This window comes from Rhodococcus koreensis, assembly GCF_017068375.1.
Taxonomy (GTDB): Bacteria; Actinomycetota; Actinomycetes; order Mycobacteriales; family Mycobacteriaceae; genus Rhodococcus_F; species Rhodococcus_F koreensis.
The window spans coordinates 757,945-773,577 of the sequence record NZ_CP070610.1; the positions used below are offsets into that span (position 1 = coordinate 757,945).

At 66.8% G+C, this 15,633-nt stretch carries 12 protein-coding genes and 1 pseudogene; 4 read left to right on the plus strand and 9 right to left on the minus strand.

Annotated elements, in window-relative coordinates; all coding sequences use genetic code 11:
* The first annotated feature begins 80 nt into the window (after positions 1–80).
* Together JWS14_RS44445 and JWS14_RS44450 are read left to right on the plus strand one after the other, a co-directional pair.
* A complete protein-coding gene (locus JWS14_RS44445; RefSeq protein WP_206016651.1) occupies positions 81–542 on the plus strand; it encodes a carboxymuconolactone decarboxylase family protein in 462 nt (153 codons plus the stop codon).
* A 226-nt stretch (positions 543–768) separates the two neighbouring features.
* Entirely contained in the window at positions 769–4,032 is a 3,264-nt protein-coding gene (locus tag JWS14_RS44450; protein ID WP_206016652.1) for a protein kinase domain-containing protein, read from the plus strand.
* A gap of 776 nt (positions 4,033–4,808) precedes the next feature.
* On the opposite strand, the gene JWS14_RS44455 is transcribed toward JWS14_RS44450, so the two are convergent.
* The 5 genes from JWS14_RS44455 to JWS14_RS44475 all read right to left on the minus strand — a co-directional run bounded on the left by JWS14_RS44455 (position 4,809) and on the right by JWS14_RS44475 (position 9,521).
* Positions 4,809–5,504 (minus strand): class I SAM-dependent methyltransferase, encoded by a 696-nt coding sequence (locus JWS14_RS44455; RefSeq protein WP_206016653.1) that lies wholly within the window; start codon positions 5,502–5,504, stop codon positions 4,809–4,811.
* A gap of 224 nt (positions 5,505–5,728) precedes the next feature.
* The gene (locus tag JWS14_RS44460; protein WP_206016654.1) at positions 5,729–5,974 is read right to left on the minus strand and encodes a helix-turn-helix transcriptional regulator; all 246 of its coding nucleotides are present in this window, start codon (positions 5,972–5,974) and stop codon (positions 5,729–5,731) included.
* Between the two features lie 545 nt (positions 5,975–6,519).
* A complete protein-coding gene (locus JWS14_RS44465; RefSeq protein WP_206016655.1) occupies positions 6,520–7,761 on the minus strand; it encodes a saccharopine dehydrogenase family protein in 1,242 nt (413 codons plus the stop codon).
* 1,167 nt (positions 7,762–8,928) lie between these two features.
* Positions 8,929–9,255, minus strand: coding sequence for a hypothetical protein (locus JWS14_RS44470; protein WP_206016656.1), 327 nt, complete (start codon positions 9,253–9,255; stop codon positions 8,929–8,931).
* Complete coding sequence (locus tag JWS14_RS44475) at positions 9,252–9,521, minus strand: hypothetical protein (protein WP_206016657.1); 270 nt, start codon at positions 9,519–9,521, stop codon at positions 9,252–9,254. Before JWS14_RS44475 ends, JWS14_RS44470 begins: the two co-directional genes overlap by 4 nt.
* A gap of 179 nt (positions 9,522–9,700) precedes the next feature.
* Here JWS14_RS44475 and JWS14_RS44480 point away from each other — a divergent pair, with 179 nt between their 5' ends.
* Entirely contained in the window at positions 9,701–10,684 is a 984-nt protein-coding gene (locus JWS14_RS44480; RefSeq protein WP_206016960.1) for an ATP-dependent DNA ligase, read from the plus strand.
* A 272-nt stretch (positions 10,685–10,956) separates the two neighbouring features.
* On the opposite strand, the gene JWS14_RS44485 is transcribed toward JWS14_RS44480, so the two are convergent.
* On the minus strand, positions 10,957–11,304 hold the full coding sequence (locus JWS14_RS44485; RefSeq protein WP_206016658.1) for a histone-like nucleoid-structuring protein Lsr2: 348 nt from the start codon (positions 11,302–11,304) through the stop codon (positions 10,957–10,959).
* Between the two features lie 152 nt (positions 11,305–11,456).
* On the opposite strand from JWS14_RS44485, the pseudogene JWS14_RS44490 reads away from it, so the two are divergent.
* Positions 11,457–11,640 (plus strand): annotated as a pseudogene (locus JWS14_RS44490) (YegP family protein).
* A 45-nt stretch (positions 11,641–11,685) separates the two neighbouring features.
* Here JWS14_RS44490 and JWS14_RS44495 read toward each other — a convergent pair.
* The 3 genes from JWS14_RS44495 to JWS14_RS44505 all read right to left on the minus strand — a co-directional run bounded on the left by JWS14_RS44495 (position 11,686) and on the right by JWS14_RS44505 (position 15,018).
* The gene (locus JWS14_RS44495; RefSeq protein ID WP_206016659.1) at positions 11,686–12,774 is read right to left on the minus strand and encodes an ADP-ribosylglycohydrolase family protein; all 1,089 of its coding nucleotides are present in this window, start codon (positions 12,772–12,774) and stop codon (positions 11,686–11,688) included.
* Entirely contained in the window at positions 12,771–12,941 is a 171-nt protein-coding gene (locus tag JWS14_RS44500; protein WP_005574598.1) for a helix-turn-helix domain-containing protein, read from the minus strand. Before JWS14_RS44500 ends, JWS14_RS44495 begins: the two co-directional genes overlap by 4 nt.
* Positions 12,942–13,008: 67 nt before the next feature.
* Positions 13,009–15,018, minus strand: coding sequence for an ADP-ribosyltransferase (locus tag JWS14_RS44505; RefSeq protein WP_206016660.1), 2,010 nt, complete (start codon positions 15,016–15,018; stop codon positions 13,009–13,011).
* Positions 15,019–15,633 lie beyond the last annotated feature (615 nt).

Here is a 15,633-nt window from a genome sequence, read left to right on the forward strand (position 1 = left end):
ACCAGTTGACGGCGGCACAGGAGGACCTCTACCGCATGATCGCCGGCGGACGGCGAGCAACCGGACCTCAGCATTTTCAATTGACCGACGAGCGTGGTTGTCTGGTCGGACCATTCGGTGTCATGCTCCACGAGCCGGCCGTCGGTCGGCGACTCCAGGAGTTGGGGTCGGCTCTGCGCTTCGAGGTGGAGATAAGCGAACGGCTGCGAGAGATTGCGATTCTCGCCGTGGCTAGCGTCACGGCGTGCGAGTTCGAGCGGTACGCCCACGAACGGATTGGGCTTGCGGCAGGCCTATCCCCGGTCGAGCTCGAGCAACTCGCGGCAGGGACGTTCGAAGGCGCTGACGCACAAGAAGCAGCAGTCCACCGATTCTGTCGCAGCCTTGCTGAGAAAGTGCCCTCGCTGGACGAGTCTGCGTACCAAGAATTGCGGGACGTTCTCGGTGAAGCTCTCATAGTTGATCTCGTGGTCCTCGCCGGGTACTACGTGACGCTGGCCCACCTGCTCGCCGTCTTCGATGTGCCGACCCCGAGTCACTGAGGACAACCAATAATTCGATAGCTCGGTACCCCGGCCGGCGTTGCTCAACCCAAGCCTTCCCTGCGCTACCAGTTCGCCACCGGTACGTGAGGGACAACTCCCGAGGTTAAGGAGCCAGCGATATCCTTGAACTGGCCTTCAAGGGAGCAGAGTTATATCCGCGTTGGTCGTGCTGTCGGGACCAGCGCACGGAAACCACTAGCCGACGGAGTAAGTAGACCGTCCGATGGGTGAAGGTGATCCGCTCGACACTCAGCGGTACCCGCCGCCCCCGGCCGCCGAACTCGGTGGAGCTGGTTTCGGCGACGTCCAGGAGATCGGACGCGGCGGGTTCGGCGTGGTCTACCGCTGCACCCAGGCGGAACTGGATCGCACGGTCGCCGTGAAAGTGCTCACCGTCGAACTCGACGACGAGAACCGGGCCCGCTTCTTCCGGGAACAGCGGGCGATGGGCCAGCTGACCGGGCACCCGAACATCGTCAACATCCTGCAGGTCGGCGCCACCGACAGCGGCTTTCCCTACATCGTGATGCCGTATCACCCGCAGGATTCACTGGAGGCCCGGGTCCGGCGGGGCGGCCCGCTGCCGTCGGATCAGGTGCTTCGGGTGGGGGTGAAGATGGCCGGTGCGGTGGAGACGGCGCACCGGCTCGGCATCCTGCATCGCGACGTCAAACCCGGGAACATCCTGCTCACCGAGTACGGCGAGCCGGAGTTGGCGGATTTCGGTATCGCGCACATCTCCGGTGGTTTCGAGACGGCCACCGGTGCAGTGACCGGGTCGCCGGCGTATACCGCACCGGAGGTGCTCGGCGGTGACCCGCCGAGCCCGGCGGCCGACGTCTACGGGCTCGGCGCCACCCTGTTCAGTGCCCTGACCGGACATGCCGCATTCGAACGTCGCTGCGGCGAACAGGTCGTCGCCCAGTTCCTGCGGATCACCACGCAGGAGGTGCCCGACCTGCGCGAGCACGGGATCCCGGAGGATGTGTCCGCGGTGATCGCCCGCGCGATGTCCCGCGAGCCCGGTCAGCGCCCGGCCACCGCCGCCGCCTTCGGGGAACAGCTGCGTACCCTGCAACGCGCCCACGGACTCCCCGTCGACGAGATGGCCCTCCGCGCCGAATCGGGCACGCAGGGGAACGACCTGCCGCCGACGTTGCGCGGCCGACGAGGCTCGCCGGCGCCCTCCACGCTGGGTACGACGGGCGGTCTTCCCCTGGAGCTGACCAGTTTCGTCGGCCGCCGGCACGAGCTCACCGAGGCGAAGAACCTGCTGGGCGGGTCCCGGTTGGTGACGTTGACCGGGATCGGGGGTGTGGGCAAGACCCGGCTGGCCTTGCGAGTCGCGTCGGCTGTGCGGCGCGAGTATGCCGACGGTGTGCGGCTGGCCGAGTTGGGTGAGTTGCGGAAGGAGTCGCTGGTCGACGCGGTGGCTGCCGCGGTGGGGGTGCGGGACCAGTCGGCGAGGCCGGTGCATGAGGTGCTGGTCGAGTTCCTCGTGCCGCGGGAAGTGCTAGTGGTTCTCGACAATTGCGAGCACATGGTGGACGCGGTCGCCGAACTCGTGGGTCCCCTGCTGCGGGTGTGTCCGCGGTTGCGGATTCTGGCGACCAGCCGTGAACCGCTCGGTATCGGTGGGGAGGCGGTGCTGCGGGTTCCGTCGCTGGGTGTCCCGGATCCGGAGCGGACACCGTCGTTGCGGGGGTTGCCCACATACGATGCGGTGACGCTGTTCGCCGAACGCGCCGCTGCCGCGGTCCCGGGTTTCGCGCTCACCGACGAGAACGCGGCGACCGTGGCGGGGATCTGCCATCGTCTCGACGGATTGCCGCTGCCGATCGAACTGGCGGCGGCGCGGTTGCGGGCGATGTCGCCGGAGCAGATCCTGGGGCGCCTGACCGACCGCTATACCCTGCTGACCCGCGGCAGCCGGGGTGCGCCGACGCGGCAACAGACCCTGCGGTTGTGCATCGACTGGAGTTTCGAGTTGTGCACCGCCGGTGAACAACTGGTGTGGGGACAGGTGGCGGTGTTCGCGGGAAGCTTCGAACTCGATGCCGCGGAGCAGGTGTGCGGCGAGGGCCTCGACCCGGACGAACTGTTGGACACGCTGACGTCGTTGGTGGAGAAGTCGATCCTGATCCGCGAAGAGCAGGGGTCGGTCGTGCGGTTCCGGATGCTCGAGACCCTCCGCGAGTACGGGTACGAGAAACTCGAGCAGACCGGTATGGCTGTGGCGTTGCGTCGACGGCACCGGGACTGGTACGAGGCGTTGGCGCTGAACGCGGAGGCCGACTGGATCAGTGCCCGCCAACTCGACTGGATCGCCCGCCTGAAACGGGAACAACCGAACCTCCGGGAAGCTCTCGAGTTCTGCATTACCGACGATCTACCCAATGGCATTCGTATTGCCACCGCGCTCTATTGGGTCTGGGGCTCCCAGGGCCTCTACAACGAGTCAAAGCGCTGGCTCAATAACCTACTTGCCCGCCATAGCGGTCCACCTACCGTCGAGTGGGTCAAAGCGCTCTACTGCGCCAGCGTGATGGCAAGCATGCAGGGCGACTTCCAGGCCGGCGCAGCTCTCGTGGAGAAGGGGCGCGTAGCGACAAAGCAAACAGACGACCCAATGATGCGCGCCCTCGTCGACGGTGCTGACGGCATGCTGGCCCTCTACAACGGTGATCCCGCCCGCTCCTACCCGCGCCTCGAAAGCGCCCAGGCGGAATTCCGCAAACAAGGCAAGCGCGCACACGAAATCAGCGTCCGTTATGGGCTGGGCTTGGCATATGGACTATGCGGCTTGGTGCAGCAGTCCGTCGAGTGCTACGAGCATGTTCTCGCAATTACCGAAAAGCACGGCGAGAGAATGTATCGGTCGTACTCGCTGTGGGCCCTAGCCATCGTTCTGTGGCGACAGGGTGACACCGACCGTGCAATGCGACTGCTTGAACAATCTCTGGTGCTGACTCGGCAAGTTCACAGCCCGCGCGTCGCCTCCTCATGTCTCGAAGCGCTGGCCTGGATTGCCTGCGAACGACGCGACGAGTCGCGAGCTGCGGTTCTGCTGGGGGCAGCAGAAGAGCTGGCGCGATCAATGGGAGCCCCTACCGTAGTTCATTCCAATTTGCTTATTCATCAACAGGAGTACGAACTTAAGATACGGCAGAAACTCGGCGAGAGTGCCTTCACGACGGCCCACCGCAGGGGCCGAAGTCTTAGTTTCGATGCGGCGATCGCCTACGCCCTCCATGAGCAGCCGTCGAGCGCATCTACACCTGTCGACGACACCTCGCCACGCCTGACCAAGAGGGAACGTCAAGTTGCCGAATTGATCGCTGAAGGGCTGACCAACCCGGCTATCGCCAACCGCCTGGTGATCTCCCCGCGGACAGCGCAAGGACATGTCGAGCACATTCTGGCAAAACTCGGATTCACTTCCCGGACACAGGTCGCAGCCTGGGTCGTGGAACAAGCACGCGATTAGAAGCCGCACGCTCCCTGACTCGTCCACCTCGTCCGTAGTCAGACGGCCAGATATTTCTCCAGTAGCCGCCCCACCGTTCATGGCGAGCTGCCCCGACACAGTCCGCCGTTCACTCAGCGGAGTAAACCTGGCATTTGCATCGCCGAGACCCGTGCCGGATTCCCTCGTCAGGCACTTTGTTCGTTACACCCCCGGACCGGACTAGCAGCAACAATGTAGAACCTACAGCCAGCCCCAGGGAACGAATTGCAACTTGAGCGCGTCACTCATGGTTTGTGCGCACTGGGCGACGATATTTTCAGTTATCGCAGCTATCCAACCAAAACCCGACGTCAGCACAGTTTTGCTCCGCAGAATGTCGGGGCACCCGGATATCCTGCGCCGGTGACGATTCGAACCGGCGGACGAGGCCCTGCGCGGCCCGGCAACAGCATCCGCGGGCGAATTGATGACCGGTACACGTGGCAGCGCGGACCGCCGGCGCAATGCAGCCGTTCGCGCTCGTGGCGGTCGCTCATGTCGTCGACCGCCCGAGCCGACGCTCTGGGTCGACCGGCATCGTGTGCGAAATCATCGCGTGCAACCTCGAGCGGGTTGGCTGAAACCATCGAAGTCCGATAACTTCCGCCCGGTAACGACGTAAGCCGCGTGCCTCGTCATCCCGCGGGTAGTCCCCTGGCTCACTTCCGATCCCACCGCGATGGGCTGACGACACGGCGCAGCGAGACCGGCCACAGTCTGCCCGTTCGCCAGGCGGACTGGGCTGTCCGCCCGGACTACTGCGGCGGGATGCGCCGCGGCCGGTGCGCAGCAAAGACCGCCACTGTCCCGACGACGGTGACATCGACCGTCTCGAATGCCGCCGACAGTGCGGTGCGCAGGCCATCCAGGTCGTCGGCCCGGTTGTCGAATGCTTTGATTGGCCCATTGTAGAGGGCGTTGAGGGTGCGGCCGACGAGGTTGCGCTGCACTCCGGTTCCGAGGATGGTGGATCCGAAGAACACACCGTCGTCGGCGACGACCCGGGCGATGTGCCCGAACGCTTGCCCCTTCTGCGCCCAGGTTCCGGGTACGCAGTGGAACACGAAGTTCGCTGCCACCGAATCGAATACACCCACACTCGGGTCGATGGGGGCGAGGATGCTTCCGGTGTGCACGACGGGGGTGATATTCCGGTCGGCGAGGCGGCTGGTGGTCATCGCCATGGTGTTGGTGTTGAGGTCCATCAGGGTGATCTCGGGCGCCGCGGTCGGGTAGGTGGTCTGGTGGAGGTACCAGCCGGTGCCGGGGCCGATGTCGAGGTGCCGTGCGCCCAGGTGGGTGTTGTAGTGGGTGAGGAGCCGTTTGCGGGGGCAGCGCCAGGCGTAGGTGTTGCTCCACTTCAGGACGAAGGTGTCGTACGCCGCCAGGACGGCCCTGCTGTACTTCTCGGCTCCATCCTTCTCCGCCTGTGTGACCTCACCAGCTGTCATGTGTGTGCGTTCCCCCTGTGTCGTTGCGCTGTCGTTGATGTGCGAAGCCGACCCCCGCAAGCCGCGGACGATCGTAGCGGTCCTGGCGTCCCCGGTCGAAGTGCACCACAGCCCCGCACGGGCTCCCTTACCCGGAAAACCGCAAGCCTTCACCGGGATCCGACTGTTGGACAGCCGGTTTCGTCGGTTCGCGGCAGCCTGCGTGTCGTGGGGATGAAGTGTGATCAGTCGGCGCGGCGGCGGCGCCGTTTGGGGATGTCGGTGCGCGCGCCCTGGCCGGGTCTGTTGTTCGCCCACTCGATGATCTCCGAGCGCTTCCACAGCGGAGTGCGACCGATCTTCTCCACCGGCGCCGGTGCCTGCCCCCGGGTGACGTACCCGCGGAACGTCGAGGCGGACAGCTCGGTGCCGGTTTCCTCCTTGATCAACTCCAGGACCTGATCGGTGGTCAGTCGATGTGGGTTGGCCATCTTCGCACGAGTCCTTCCTGTTCATTGCCTTCTCGGCGATTGCAGGTGTTCGTTCGGTTGCAATCCGCGTCGGTAACACTACAGCGATAGCTTGCAAGGTACGGGCCCGATGATGATGGCCTCCGGAGGAACTTGTACGCGTGGCCACCGTGCGCGGAGACTCGCAGGAGCCAGCTCGGCAAAGTACGGCTTCCACCTGGGAAGATGACATGTCCCCGACAGCCTGCACTTATCCCCCGACGGCCCGGGAAGCGACCTCGCGCGTGCACCAGCACCGCACCGGGACCTGATCGCCGCGGCGATCGGGTCGCCTCGATCTCGGCAACCACACGCAGCCACGACAGCCGACCGCCGGTGTTCTCGCGTCGGGCCTGTAACCCTCGACGCAACAGGAGGATCACCCCAACCGGGTCGGCGCCCGCCCACCTGGCGCCCCTACCGGGCCGGCCGAGGAGTACGTGGACAGCTCCGAGGTGCCGCGCCGCAGGGCAGGAGCCTTCCTGCATGTGTCCGCACGGCCCAACGCCTTCCACGCGGAGTGCACCTCAGAGTTTGCGCACGGAGATCTCCACGCCGGCGCTGCGCAGTCGTTCGACGAGGACGTCGCCGAGCGCGGTGGCCGGGGTGAGGACACCGGCCTCGTCGGGGAGGCGGTCGCGGTCCAGGACGAGGCTCAGTGCCGACTCCCCCAGTAGGACCGCGGTGGCCCGGTATCCGGGATCGCCCTGCGCCTTCACCCGTGCCGCGTAGCGGGCGCCGGTCGTGGTGGTGGTGTAGATGTCCATCGCGAAATAGCCCGTGCGCTGGGTCTTCTCGCTGGGACCCTCGCCGGGTGAGGGGAGGATGCGGTCGAGGAGAAACCGGGTGGGCGGAACGCTGAGTCCCAGCACGAGCCCGCCGAGGATTGCCGCGACACCGGCCGCGTAGACGCGGGACAGGCGCGAGTCGCCGACGCTCATCACCTCCCGGTATCTGAAGGTGCGCCCGTACGCCCACCCCTGGAGCGCGTTGCTGCGCCGGACGATGCGGGTGTTGTACGAGCCCATGACGAACGGGGCCTTCCACCCGCGTACCTGCGGGTCGATGTCGGCGCCGTCGACCACGGCGACGTCGGACTGTCGGCCGAGGTCGGGTTCCTTCGTTCGATCGGGGCTCAGCGCGTACGGGGAGCCGGCGAGCCGACGCAACGCCGCATCCTTGCGAGAGACGTCGATCTGGGTGCGCAGCGAGTCGATCGTCCCACCGGAGACGCCGCCGCTCAGCGACGCGACCAGGGTGGTGTCGGCCAGTTCCCCCGCATCGTCGGCCTGGACTCTCTGGTGCAGCACGTGCACGCCCAGGTCGGAGGGAATGGAGTCGTAGCCGCAGGAGTGCACGATCCTCACACCGTTGGCGCGGGCCTTGTCGTGGTGGGCGTCGATACTCTCGCGAACGAACAACACCTCTCCGGTCAGATCCACATAGTCGGTGCCGGCGGCAACACAGGCGGCCACGAGTTCGGTGCCGTACTTCGCATACGGGCCCACCGTGGTCGCGACAACCCTTGTACGGGACGCGAGCTCGGCGAGCGCGACGGCGTCACTGGATTCGGCGATGACGATCGGCCATTCGGCGGCGCGGGCCCCGAGCGCGGACCGCGTTGCCCCGAGTTTCGCCTGGGACCGTCCGGCGAGAGCGATCCGCACACCGTCCGGGGCGGTGCGTGCGAGATAGCCGGCGAGCAACCTCCCGACGAACCCGGTGGCACCGTAGATGACGAGATCGAGTTCACGTCCGCTGTCAGTCATGCGCGGAAGCCTACAACCGCAGCCGATCATGCAGAAGAGGTAGCTGTAACCCGGAGTAACCACATACCAGCGGCGGGGGCTCAACACCCTCGGACCGAAGCGACGGGGAAGTGTCATAACCCCCGTTCAAGACCCGTTTCAAGGCCTTTGTCTGCAGATGACAACGCGCACTCGATGAGTCGTCCGGTTCCGACATGGGTGTGGCCCGACATCGGGGGGTGATGCCGGGCCACTGGGGGTGTTCCGCGAGCAAAATCTGGGGGGATGCTCGACAGAACAACCCCGAGTTTACCGAGCGTCACCGACAGACGAGTGCGCGGACGCGACACCCGCTCAGCAGACGGGCTTGCGCACCGAAGCAGGGCGGGATCGCACTGCCAGACCCGAGACTGGTGGTAGGGCGGCGCCCAGAGTTCTCGGTCGCCGCTGCTGGGCACCCGCAGCCCTCCCACCCCACCAAGCACTGACCTGGCCCCAACGGGTTGCCGTTGGGACCAAATGGCGCCGATTGACGCAATTCAATCGCACACCTGTTCGATCGAGTGGTAGCCTCGCCACTGCCCCGCTCGGAGGGTTCGGGTGCGTCTGCCCAGCAGGTTCCCCATTCGAACATCGGGGGCACAGAGCGTGGTGCGGGTCGGTGGGGCTTTATGCCCGGGAAGCATCGGCCCGCACCTCGTCCGGCCGCCGCGCAGCGATCGCGGGTGAACGCCCGGCGAGAAGTGCGGTCAACTCTTCGGCGTAGGCGACCTGTTTCCGCAGTGTGCGGCAGCTTCCCTCGGCGCGGGCTTGGCATTCGGACAGAAGTGCGTGCTGCCGCCTTGTCCTCGACAGGCTGGTCCGAGGCCAGCATCTGCAGGGAGTCGAGGAGCTGGCGTATCTCGTCGAGGGCGAACTCCCTCCGAGGCTAAATGTCAGAGGGACGACCTACTGTGACGATCGCGACGAGCAACAGGTCGCCACTCACTGCCCAGACCGGTGACCCGTTCCCGGTCCTGATCTGCGGGGTTCCGCAGATCGGTGTGTGGCGGCCTGTGGCTCTTGCATGAAGGGGCGGAGCCGACGATCGACCTGCTGTCACCGGCACCTACGCGGTGCGCGCCCCGGACCTGATGGGTACGGCCGGGCCCGTCGGACACTTCCGAGGCCGCACCGCTACGGACGGGTTTATCCCAGCCGTTGCTGGTCCCGTTCCCCGATCATCTGGTCAGCCAGCCGGTACACCGCCACCTCGTCGGGGATACCGACGTTGATGGCGGCCTCGCGGGCCGCGAGGAACGCCCGAACCTCCTCGTCCCCGGTTGCGCGGTCTCGGTACAGGAACGCCTGGCGTGCGGCGGCGAGATCCTCGAGCACCCACCACTGAAAGCGGTCGAGACCGGCGGCGATCTCGGCGATACGCGCCCGCTCCGACCGGCGGGTGCGCCACCGGTCCGCCAGGTCCGATCCCCCGAGCAGGACACCGAAGGCCACGGCGCAGACCGCGGTGATCACCGCGCGCCCGGTCGCGCGGCGGCATTGGCGTTTGTCGGCTCACGGGTGACCGTGATCAGGGCGCAGGTGGCCGCGATCGCGCCCACGAGGATCAGCACCAACGGCAGTGAGAACTCGGCAGCGGTCACCGCCCCGACGGTCGTGGTCATGAAGGCGAGCACGGCGAGCACCCAGAGTGCGCGGGCCGCTCCGGTGTGATGTGTGAGCTGGGCGGCCGAGCCGCCGACGACCAACAGGGCGCCGATCCAGAGGGTCCAGGTGGTCATGGGTGGTGCGGGGTCCTTCCGGCGTTCGGCGGGCGTGACGTGTCGACTGACAGGGTGTCATGCCACCGGCGGTCGAGCAGTCCGGGCGGTCCCGGATGGGGCCGGGATCGCGCCGCACCCTCGGCGCCGTGACCCGGAAAAGGTCGCCGGAGCTGGGCAGATGGGCGCACAATCGGCTCATGCGGCTGATCGCGCCGATGCTGGCCTCCCCTGGTGACCCACCGGAGAACACCGGCGACTGGGCGGCGGAAATGAAGTACGACGGCTTCCGCCTATTAGCTGCGGTCGGCGGGGGGGAGCGGCCGGTGTTGTGGACCCGCAATCTCAACGTCGTCACCTCCTCGTACCCGGAGGTGGCCGCGGCGCTGTCCGAGAAGTTCGACCGGGGTGGCCGCATCGTCTTCGACGGTGAGATCGTGGCCCTTACCCAGGGGCGGCCGTCGTTCGCCCGCCTGCAGAAGCGCGCGAACACTCTGCGCCCGACCACGGCCCTGCGCCGGCAGGTGCCGGTCACGTACCTGCCGTTCGACGTTCTCGCTGCCGACGGCGGTGATCTGACGGCGGCCCCGTATCTGGAGCGCCGTGCCACCCTGAGCGACCTCGGCCACGAGCTGCACGGGCCCGGCCTGCCCGTCCAGTTCTTGCCGCACTGGGTATCCGTGGACGGCGCGGTCATTCTGGAGGCGGCCCGCACTTCCCTGATGGAAGGCGCGATTTTCAAAAAAGTGTCCTCGCCCTATCTGCCCGGTCAGCGCTCCCGGTCGTGGCGGAAAGTGTTGTTACGCACCAGAAGTTCTGCCCTTGTGGTCGGCTGGGTCCCGGGTGGCGGTGTTCAGCGCCACCTGGTCGGCGCCCTCGTTCTCGGCGCATACGACGACGACGCGGTTCTCCGCTATGTGGGTGCGGTGGGGACCGGATTCACCATGGCGGTGCGTCGCCAGTTGAAGGAGAAGCTGGCCCTCCTCGAACGCCGTACCAGCCCGCTCGGAGCAGAGTCCGAGGTCGCGGCCGCGGCCGAGCACGGGATGGTGCGCTGGGTCGATCCGGTGGTCGTGGTGGACGTCGCGTATCGCGAATATCTGCCGGGCGGGCTTCGGCATCCCAGTTTCAAAGGGCAGCGCGGAGATCTGGATCCGGGGTCGATCACCCGGGATGCCCTGTGACAAAGCTTATCCGATAAATGGGGAAGCCGCTGTCGCCTTCCCCGGTGACAGCGGCTCCTCATCCCCTCTTCACCCGGGAACGCTACGCACTGTAGGTCTTACCCGGTCGGGGGACGGTGATGCCATATCGCCTCTCGGCAAGTGGTCGCTCGCAGCGACTCTTCTGGTGTGGTACCCGGGGTATGCGCGCCACCGTCAGCCTTTTCAACAGCGGACGAGTTGGTGGTATTCCGACTGGCCCCGGCGCTCACAGTGGCGATCGGAAACGTGCGTCAATGGGCGTCGCGGAACCACTGCTCGATCTCTGCGGGGATACGACCGCGGGAGGAGAGCGCGTAGCCCTGCTCGATCGCCCACGCTCGGATCTTCTGGGTCTTACCCGACGACCGCGTCGCGGTAGCGGGGTTGACCTGCCGGTCCGTCCGGTGTTTGCGGCCGCCGACCCTGGTGGAGTGGGCGATGTAGTACTCGAAGGTCTCCCGGAGTTCCTTCGCGTGCTCGTCCTTCAGGTCGATCACGTACTCGACACCGTCGACGGCATAGTGGATGCTCTCACCGTCGTCGCCGAAGACGGTGCCGTCGATGTCGTCGGCCAGCTCTACTACGACCTTGCGTGCCACAGATCCACCCCTCGAGTTCTTCGGTACGGACCAGACGACCCTACTGGCAGTACCGGAGGAAAAGAGTGTTCTGCCGCCGGTGGGCTCTCGGTCGACCTACCGTGAAGTCGCACGGGGTCCGCGACACTCGTGGACTCATCGGAGGAGGAGCGATGACTGCGAAGTTCGAGCTGTTCAAGGACACCGCCGGACAGTTTCGCCTTTCACCTGAAGGCTGCGAACGGCGAAATCATCGCGGCCAGTCAGGGTTACACCTCGAAGGCGGCGGCCCAGACCGGGATCGAGTCGATCAAGTCCAATGCGGCAACCGCCCCGACCGACGACCTGATGCGATGAAAGGGGCGGGGCGATACGTCGCGAGAACAAGACGCGGCAGGAGTGTCAGTCGGCCGGGGCACCGACGGGGAGCTGGCTGGCCGCGGCCAAGATTTCGTCGGCGTAGCGGGGCTCGAAGGTGGGTGTCAGGCCCGCTGCGGCCCAGTAGTCCTTCTCGGGGTGGGCGGAGCCGATGAGGCCGCCGGCGATGCAGGCGATGGAGTCGGAGTCGCCGTTGCTCGTTGATGCCCAGGCGAGCGCTTCGGGCCCGGTCAGGGCTGCGGCCGCGGGATCATTGTCGGAGGTGGTGGCGAGGTCGGCGACCAGCAGGGCCAGGGCGACCGCGCTGGCCGACTCCCACCCTTCACCGATCCCGGCACAGGGGTCCCCGAATTCGGCCGGCGGCAGGTGGCGGAGCTGTTCGAGGCGGCCCGCGGCGGCGGTGAGGATGTCCGCGGTCCCGTCGTTAAGCCCTTCTACCAGGTAGGACGACACGTCCCCGGTGATCGGGGCGAGGACATCCCGCAGGTAGGGATCCGTGGTCCAGGTGCTGGTGCCGTTGTAGATCTGCGCGGCAGTCGTGAGGGCGTGCGCGAGGAACCGGCCGCGGTACTCGGGGGCGTGGCGGGTGGCGTCGGCAAGCAGTAACGCCGGGACGACGGCCCGGGGGTGCTTGTGGGTGATCACGGCCTGCAGGGCGGTCAGACCCAACCAATACGGGTCGGGGGTGAAGGCGGTGGGGACCAGGCGCATCACGGCCCCGCAGCCGGCGGATTCGACGGCGCCGTCGGTGTCGTACCAGCGGGCACCGGCGCGGAGGTTGTGTAGCGAGGTCATGCAGGTGCGGCCCGGGGCGCGGGTGTTGTCGGGGTCGACCTGCCACAGCAGGAACTGCCGGGTGATGGCGGCGGTGACCGTTTCGATGTCGTCGAAGTCGTGGACCTCGGCCAGAGCCCGATGAAGGGCAATGGTCATCTGGGTGTCGTCGGAGATAACCCACCGGCCCGCCGGTGGGGCAACCGGGTAGGCCGGCATCCGTGTGTAGCTGGTGAATTCGACCTGATAGCCCCAGGCGTCGCCGGCGGCCAGGCCGGTCAGGGCGTTTCCGTAGCGGGCGAGCAGTGCGGTGTCGCTGCCCGCGGTGGGTGCGGTCATGGGGTCTCCCCACGGGAGAGGGCGACGGCCGCGGAGCGGATGGTGACGATGTCCATCAGGTCGAGGTCGGCGACGCGGCCGAGGTAGTCGGCGATGGCGTCGGGGGTCATGCCTTCGTCGAGGTGCCGGCGGATCTCGTCGAGTTGCTCGTCGTTGAGTGCGGCCATGGTGGTGGTCCTTCCGTCGTCGCCCCTCTCGGGAGGGGACGTGTCATTTTACCTGGTGGAGAATGGGTTACGCAGCCTTGGTCGCGCTGCCGCCGGTGCCGTCGTCGGCTTCGGCGACGAGGTCTTCGGCGACCATGTACACGGTCGGCCGGCCGCTGATGCCGTGGTGGTCGACCTTCACGCAGCGCAGGTGGGTGCCCATCGGGAGGACGACCTCGTCTTCGGAGGAGTAGCTCGAGATCGATTTGACCGGAAGCCCGTCCCGGGTGCGGACGACCATCATGTACGGCGGGTGGCCGGCGAAGTTGTGTGCCGTGCCGTGGTTGGTGGAGAAGCTGGTGACCTTGCCGATCTCCATCCGCGATCCGACGGTGAATGCCGAGTCGATGTACTCCTCGGTGCTGCCCTTCCACCCGCTCGGGATCTGGGTGCCGCGGACCAGTGTCATCGGTTGTGTGTTCGGGTTGTGGCCGCGGAACTTGTCGAATGCCGAGTCCAGCTGGGACACCACGGTCTTGATGTGTCCGGACGGGTTCGGGTCGCGGCCGGTGATGGCGGCGTTGATCGAGCGGTAGCTGCCGCCGGTGTAGGTGGTCAGTGCGCTGCGCTCCTGGTAGCTGAGCACCTTCTGCACGAATTCCGCGTTCGAGGTGGTCAGCGCGCCGATGTTCGAGGTTTGCACGTGCCCGCCGGGTCCGGTCGTAAATCCCCATGCCTTCAGGTCCCCGGCCCGCTGGGCGATCACCGGGTAGTCGTCGGCGGTTTCCTTGCCGTAGGCGCGTATTCCGCTGCGCCACAAGCTGGCGTGGTTGTCGGCGCCGAGGCTCTGCGGTGGGATGTCGTGGTCGAAGTGCGGGATGGTGCCTCCGCCGACCGTCTGGGTTCCCAAGGTGCGCCGGTGTGCCTTGGCATAGGCGGCGTCGGCCTCGGCCGTGGTGGCGCCGACAGCGAGTGCTGTCGCGCGGGCCTGCTCGCCGGCCTCGACCGCGGCCTTCTCCCGCAGTACCCGCCGGTGCCGTTTGCCGCCGTCGTGGATGTCCGCGCGGACGGGGCCGCCGCCGACCGAATCGGTCAGCTTGTCCCGGGCCTCGGCCATCTCCTCGTCGATCGTCGCCTGCTGCGCCGCCGGCGTTACGGCGTAGCCGTCGACTGCTCGGCGAGCCACGACGAGGGCGACGTCCCCCTTCAGTGCGTGGGCTTGCCTCTGCATCTCGGTGGCGTGCGCGGGCAACGGATCGGGCCCGGTCATGACGGGGATGCGGTTGGCCTTGGCCAGAGCATCGTTCTTGCCGTGCGCCTGGGCAACCGGATGGTAGGCGTCGCCGCTGCGCTGCAAGATGACGAAGTCCGAGGCGGCGCGCCGGTAGATGGCCGTGCCGCCGTCGAGGATGCGTCCCTCGACGTCGGTGACACCGGAGCCGGTTTCCATCACGATGGTCCCCGCGATGTAGACGGTGGCGTCCCGGGGAGCCGACGCCAGCGCGGGCCGGCCACCCTCGGAGAGCGCCTGCGCCGCTGCAGCTGCGGAGCGGCGGTTCAACGCTCGGGTGATCGTGTCGACCTCGTCATCGGACAGGGATGCGTAGTAGGCGTCGCGTTCGGCGTCGGTGGCCATGTCGTCGCGCATCCCGAACTTGGCGGCGGCCAGATCTTCCCGGGCCTCGACCTGCCTGCTTTTGGCGTCGAGATGCGCCTGCTTGGCGTCGTCGAGGTCCTTCTGCTTCGCGGCGACCTCGGACTCTGCTCCGGTCCCTTCCGCGGCGGCCTTCTTCGCCTTCCGCAGCCGGGCGCGAAGCCGATTGACGGCCTTCCGCGCGTCCTCGGCCTCCGCATCAGCTGCAGTAACGCGCTGTTCAGCTTTCTCCACCGCGGCCTGCGCCGGGGTGATCTGCGGTGCGGTGAGTGTCGCGCGTTCGGCTTCGGCGTGCGCGATCAGCAGTTTCGCCGACGGCGGGTTGGCGTGGACGCTCGGCATCGGGGTGTCCCCCAGCACCGAGGAATCGATTCCCAACGCCGACATCAGCTCCGGTAGGACACTCGGGGGTGCCGCCTGCACCGCCGCCGCGGTCAGGGCCATCCCCTGCTCTTTCAGGTGGTCGACCACCTTTTTCCGAGCTTCACGGCCCAGTCGTCTGTTCGCGTTGGCTTTTGCAGCGGCCTTGTAGCTTCCGCAACCGGGGCAACGGCGACCACTTCCGTGGGCTTTCGAGCGGCACATGGGGGCATCCTTCTGGGCGGACGGCACGTCCCCACGCCCGAGCCGGTCTCGGGCAGTGGAGCGGGCGAGTCGATGACAACGAAACACTGCTGGGTTGTCGGGGGCACTGCTGCGCGCGTCGACGTGGGTCATGTCGTTCATGGCAGTTCACCCCCTGCCTGTTTCATGGCTGGCCCTGCCCGGGCGTGAGATATCGAAGGATCCCTCACCGATTGCAACCTACCTTACAATGTCACATGCTTATGTATCGAGTGCCGGAGGGTTGCGGGCAGTTCTTACACCTAGGTGGATTGCCTTCGAATCTGCTGTCGGAGTGAAGTTCCCGCGCCGAGAACGGGGGCGACCACTTGGGAGGCTGCGCGTCCGAGCGGACGTGGGATTCCCCTGATGTGATGCTGGTGCAGGTCATTGTCGCTGACTTCGTGCTGTTCGGACTGCTTGGTTTCGCAGTCGGTGCCGATCGATCTGACCGCT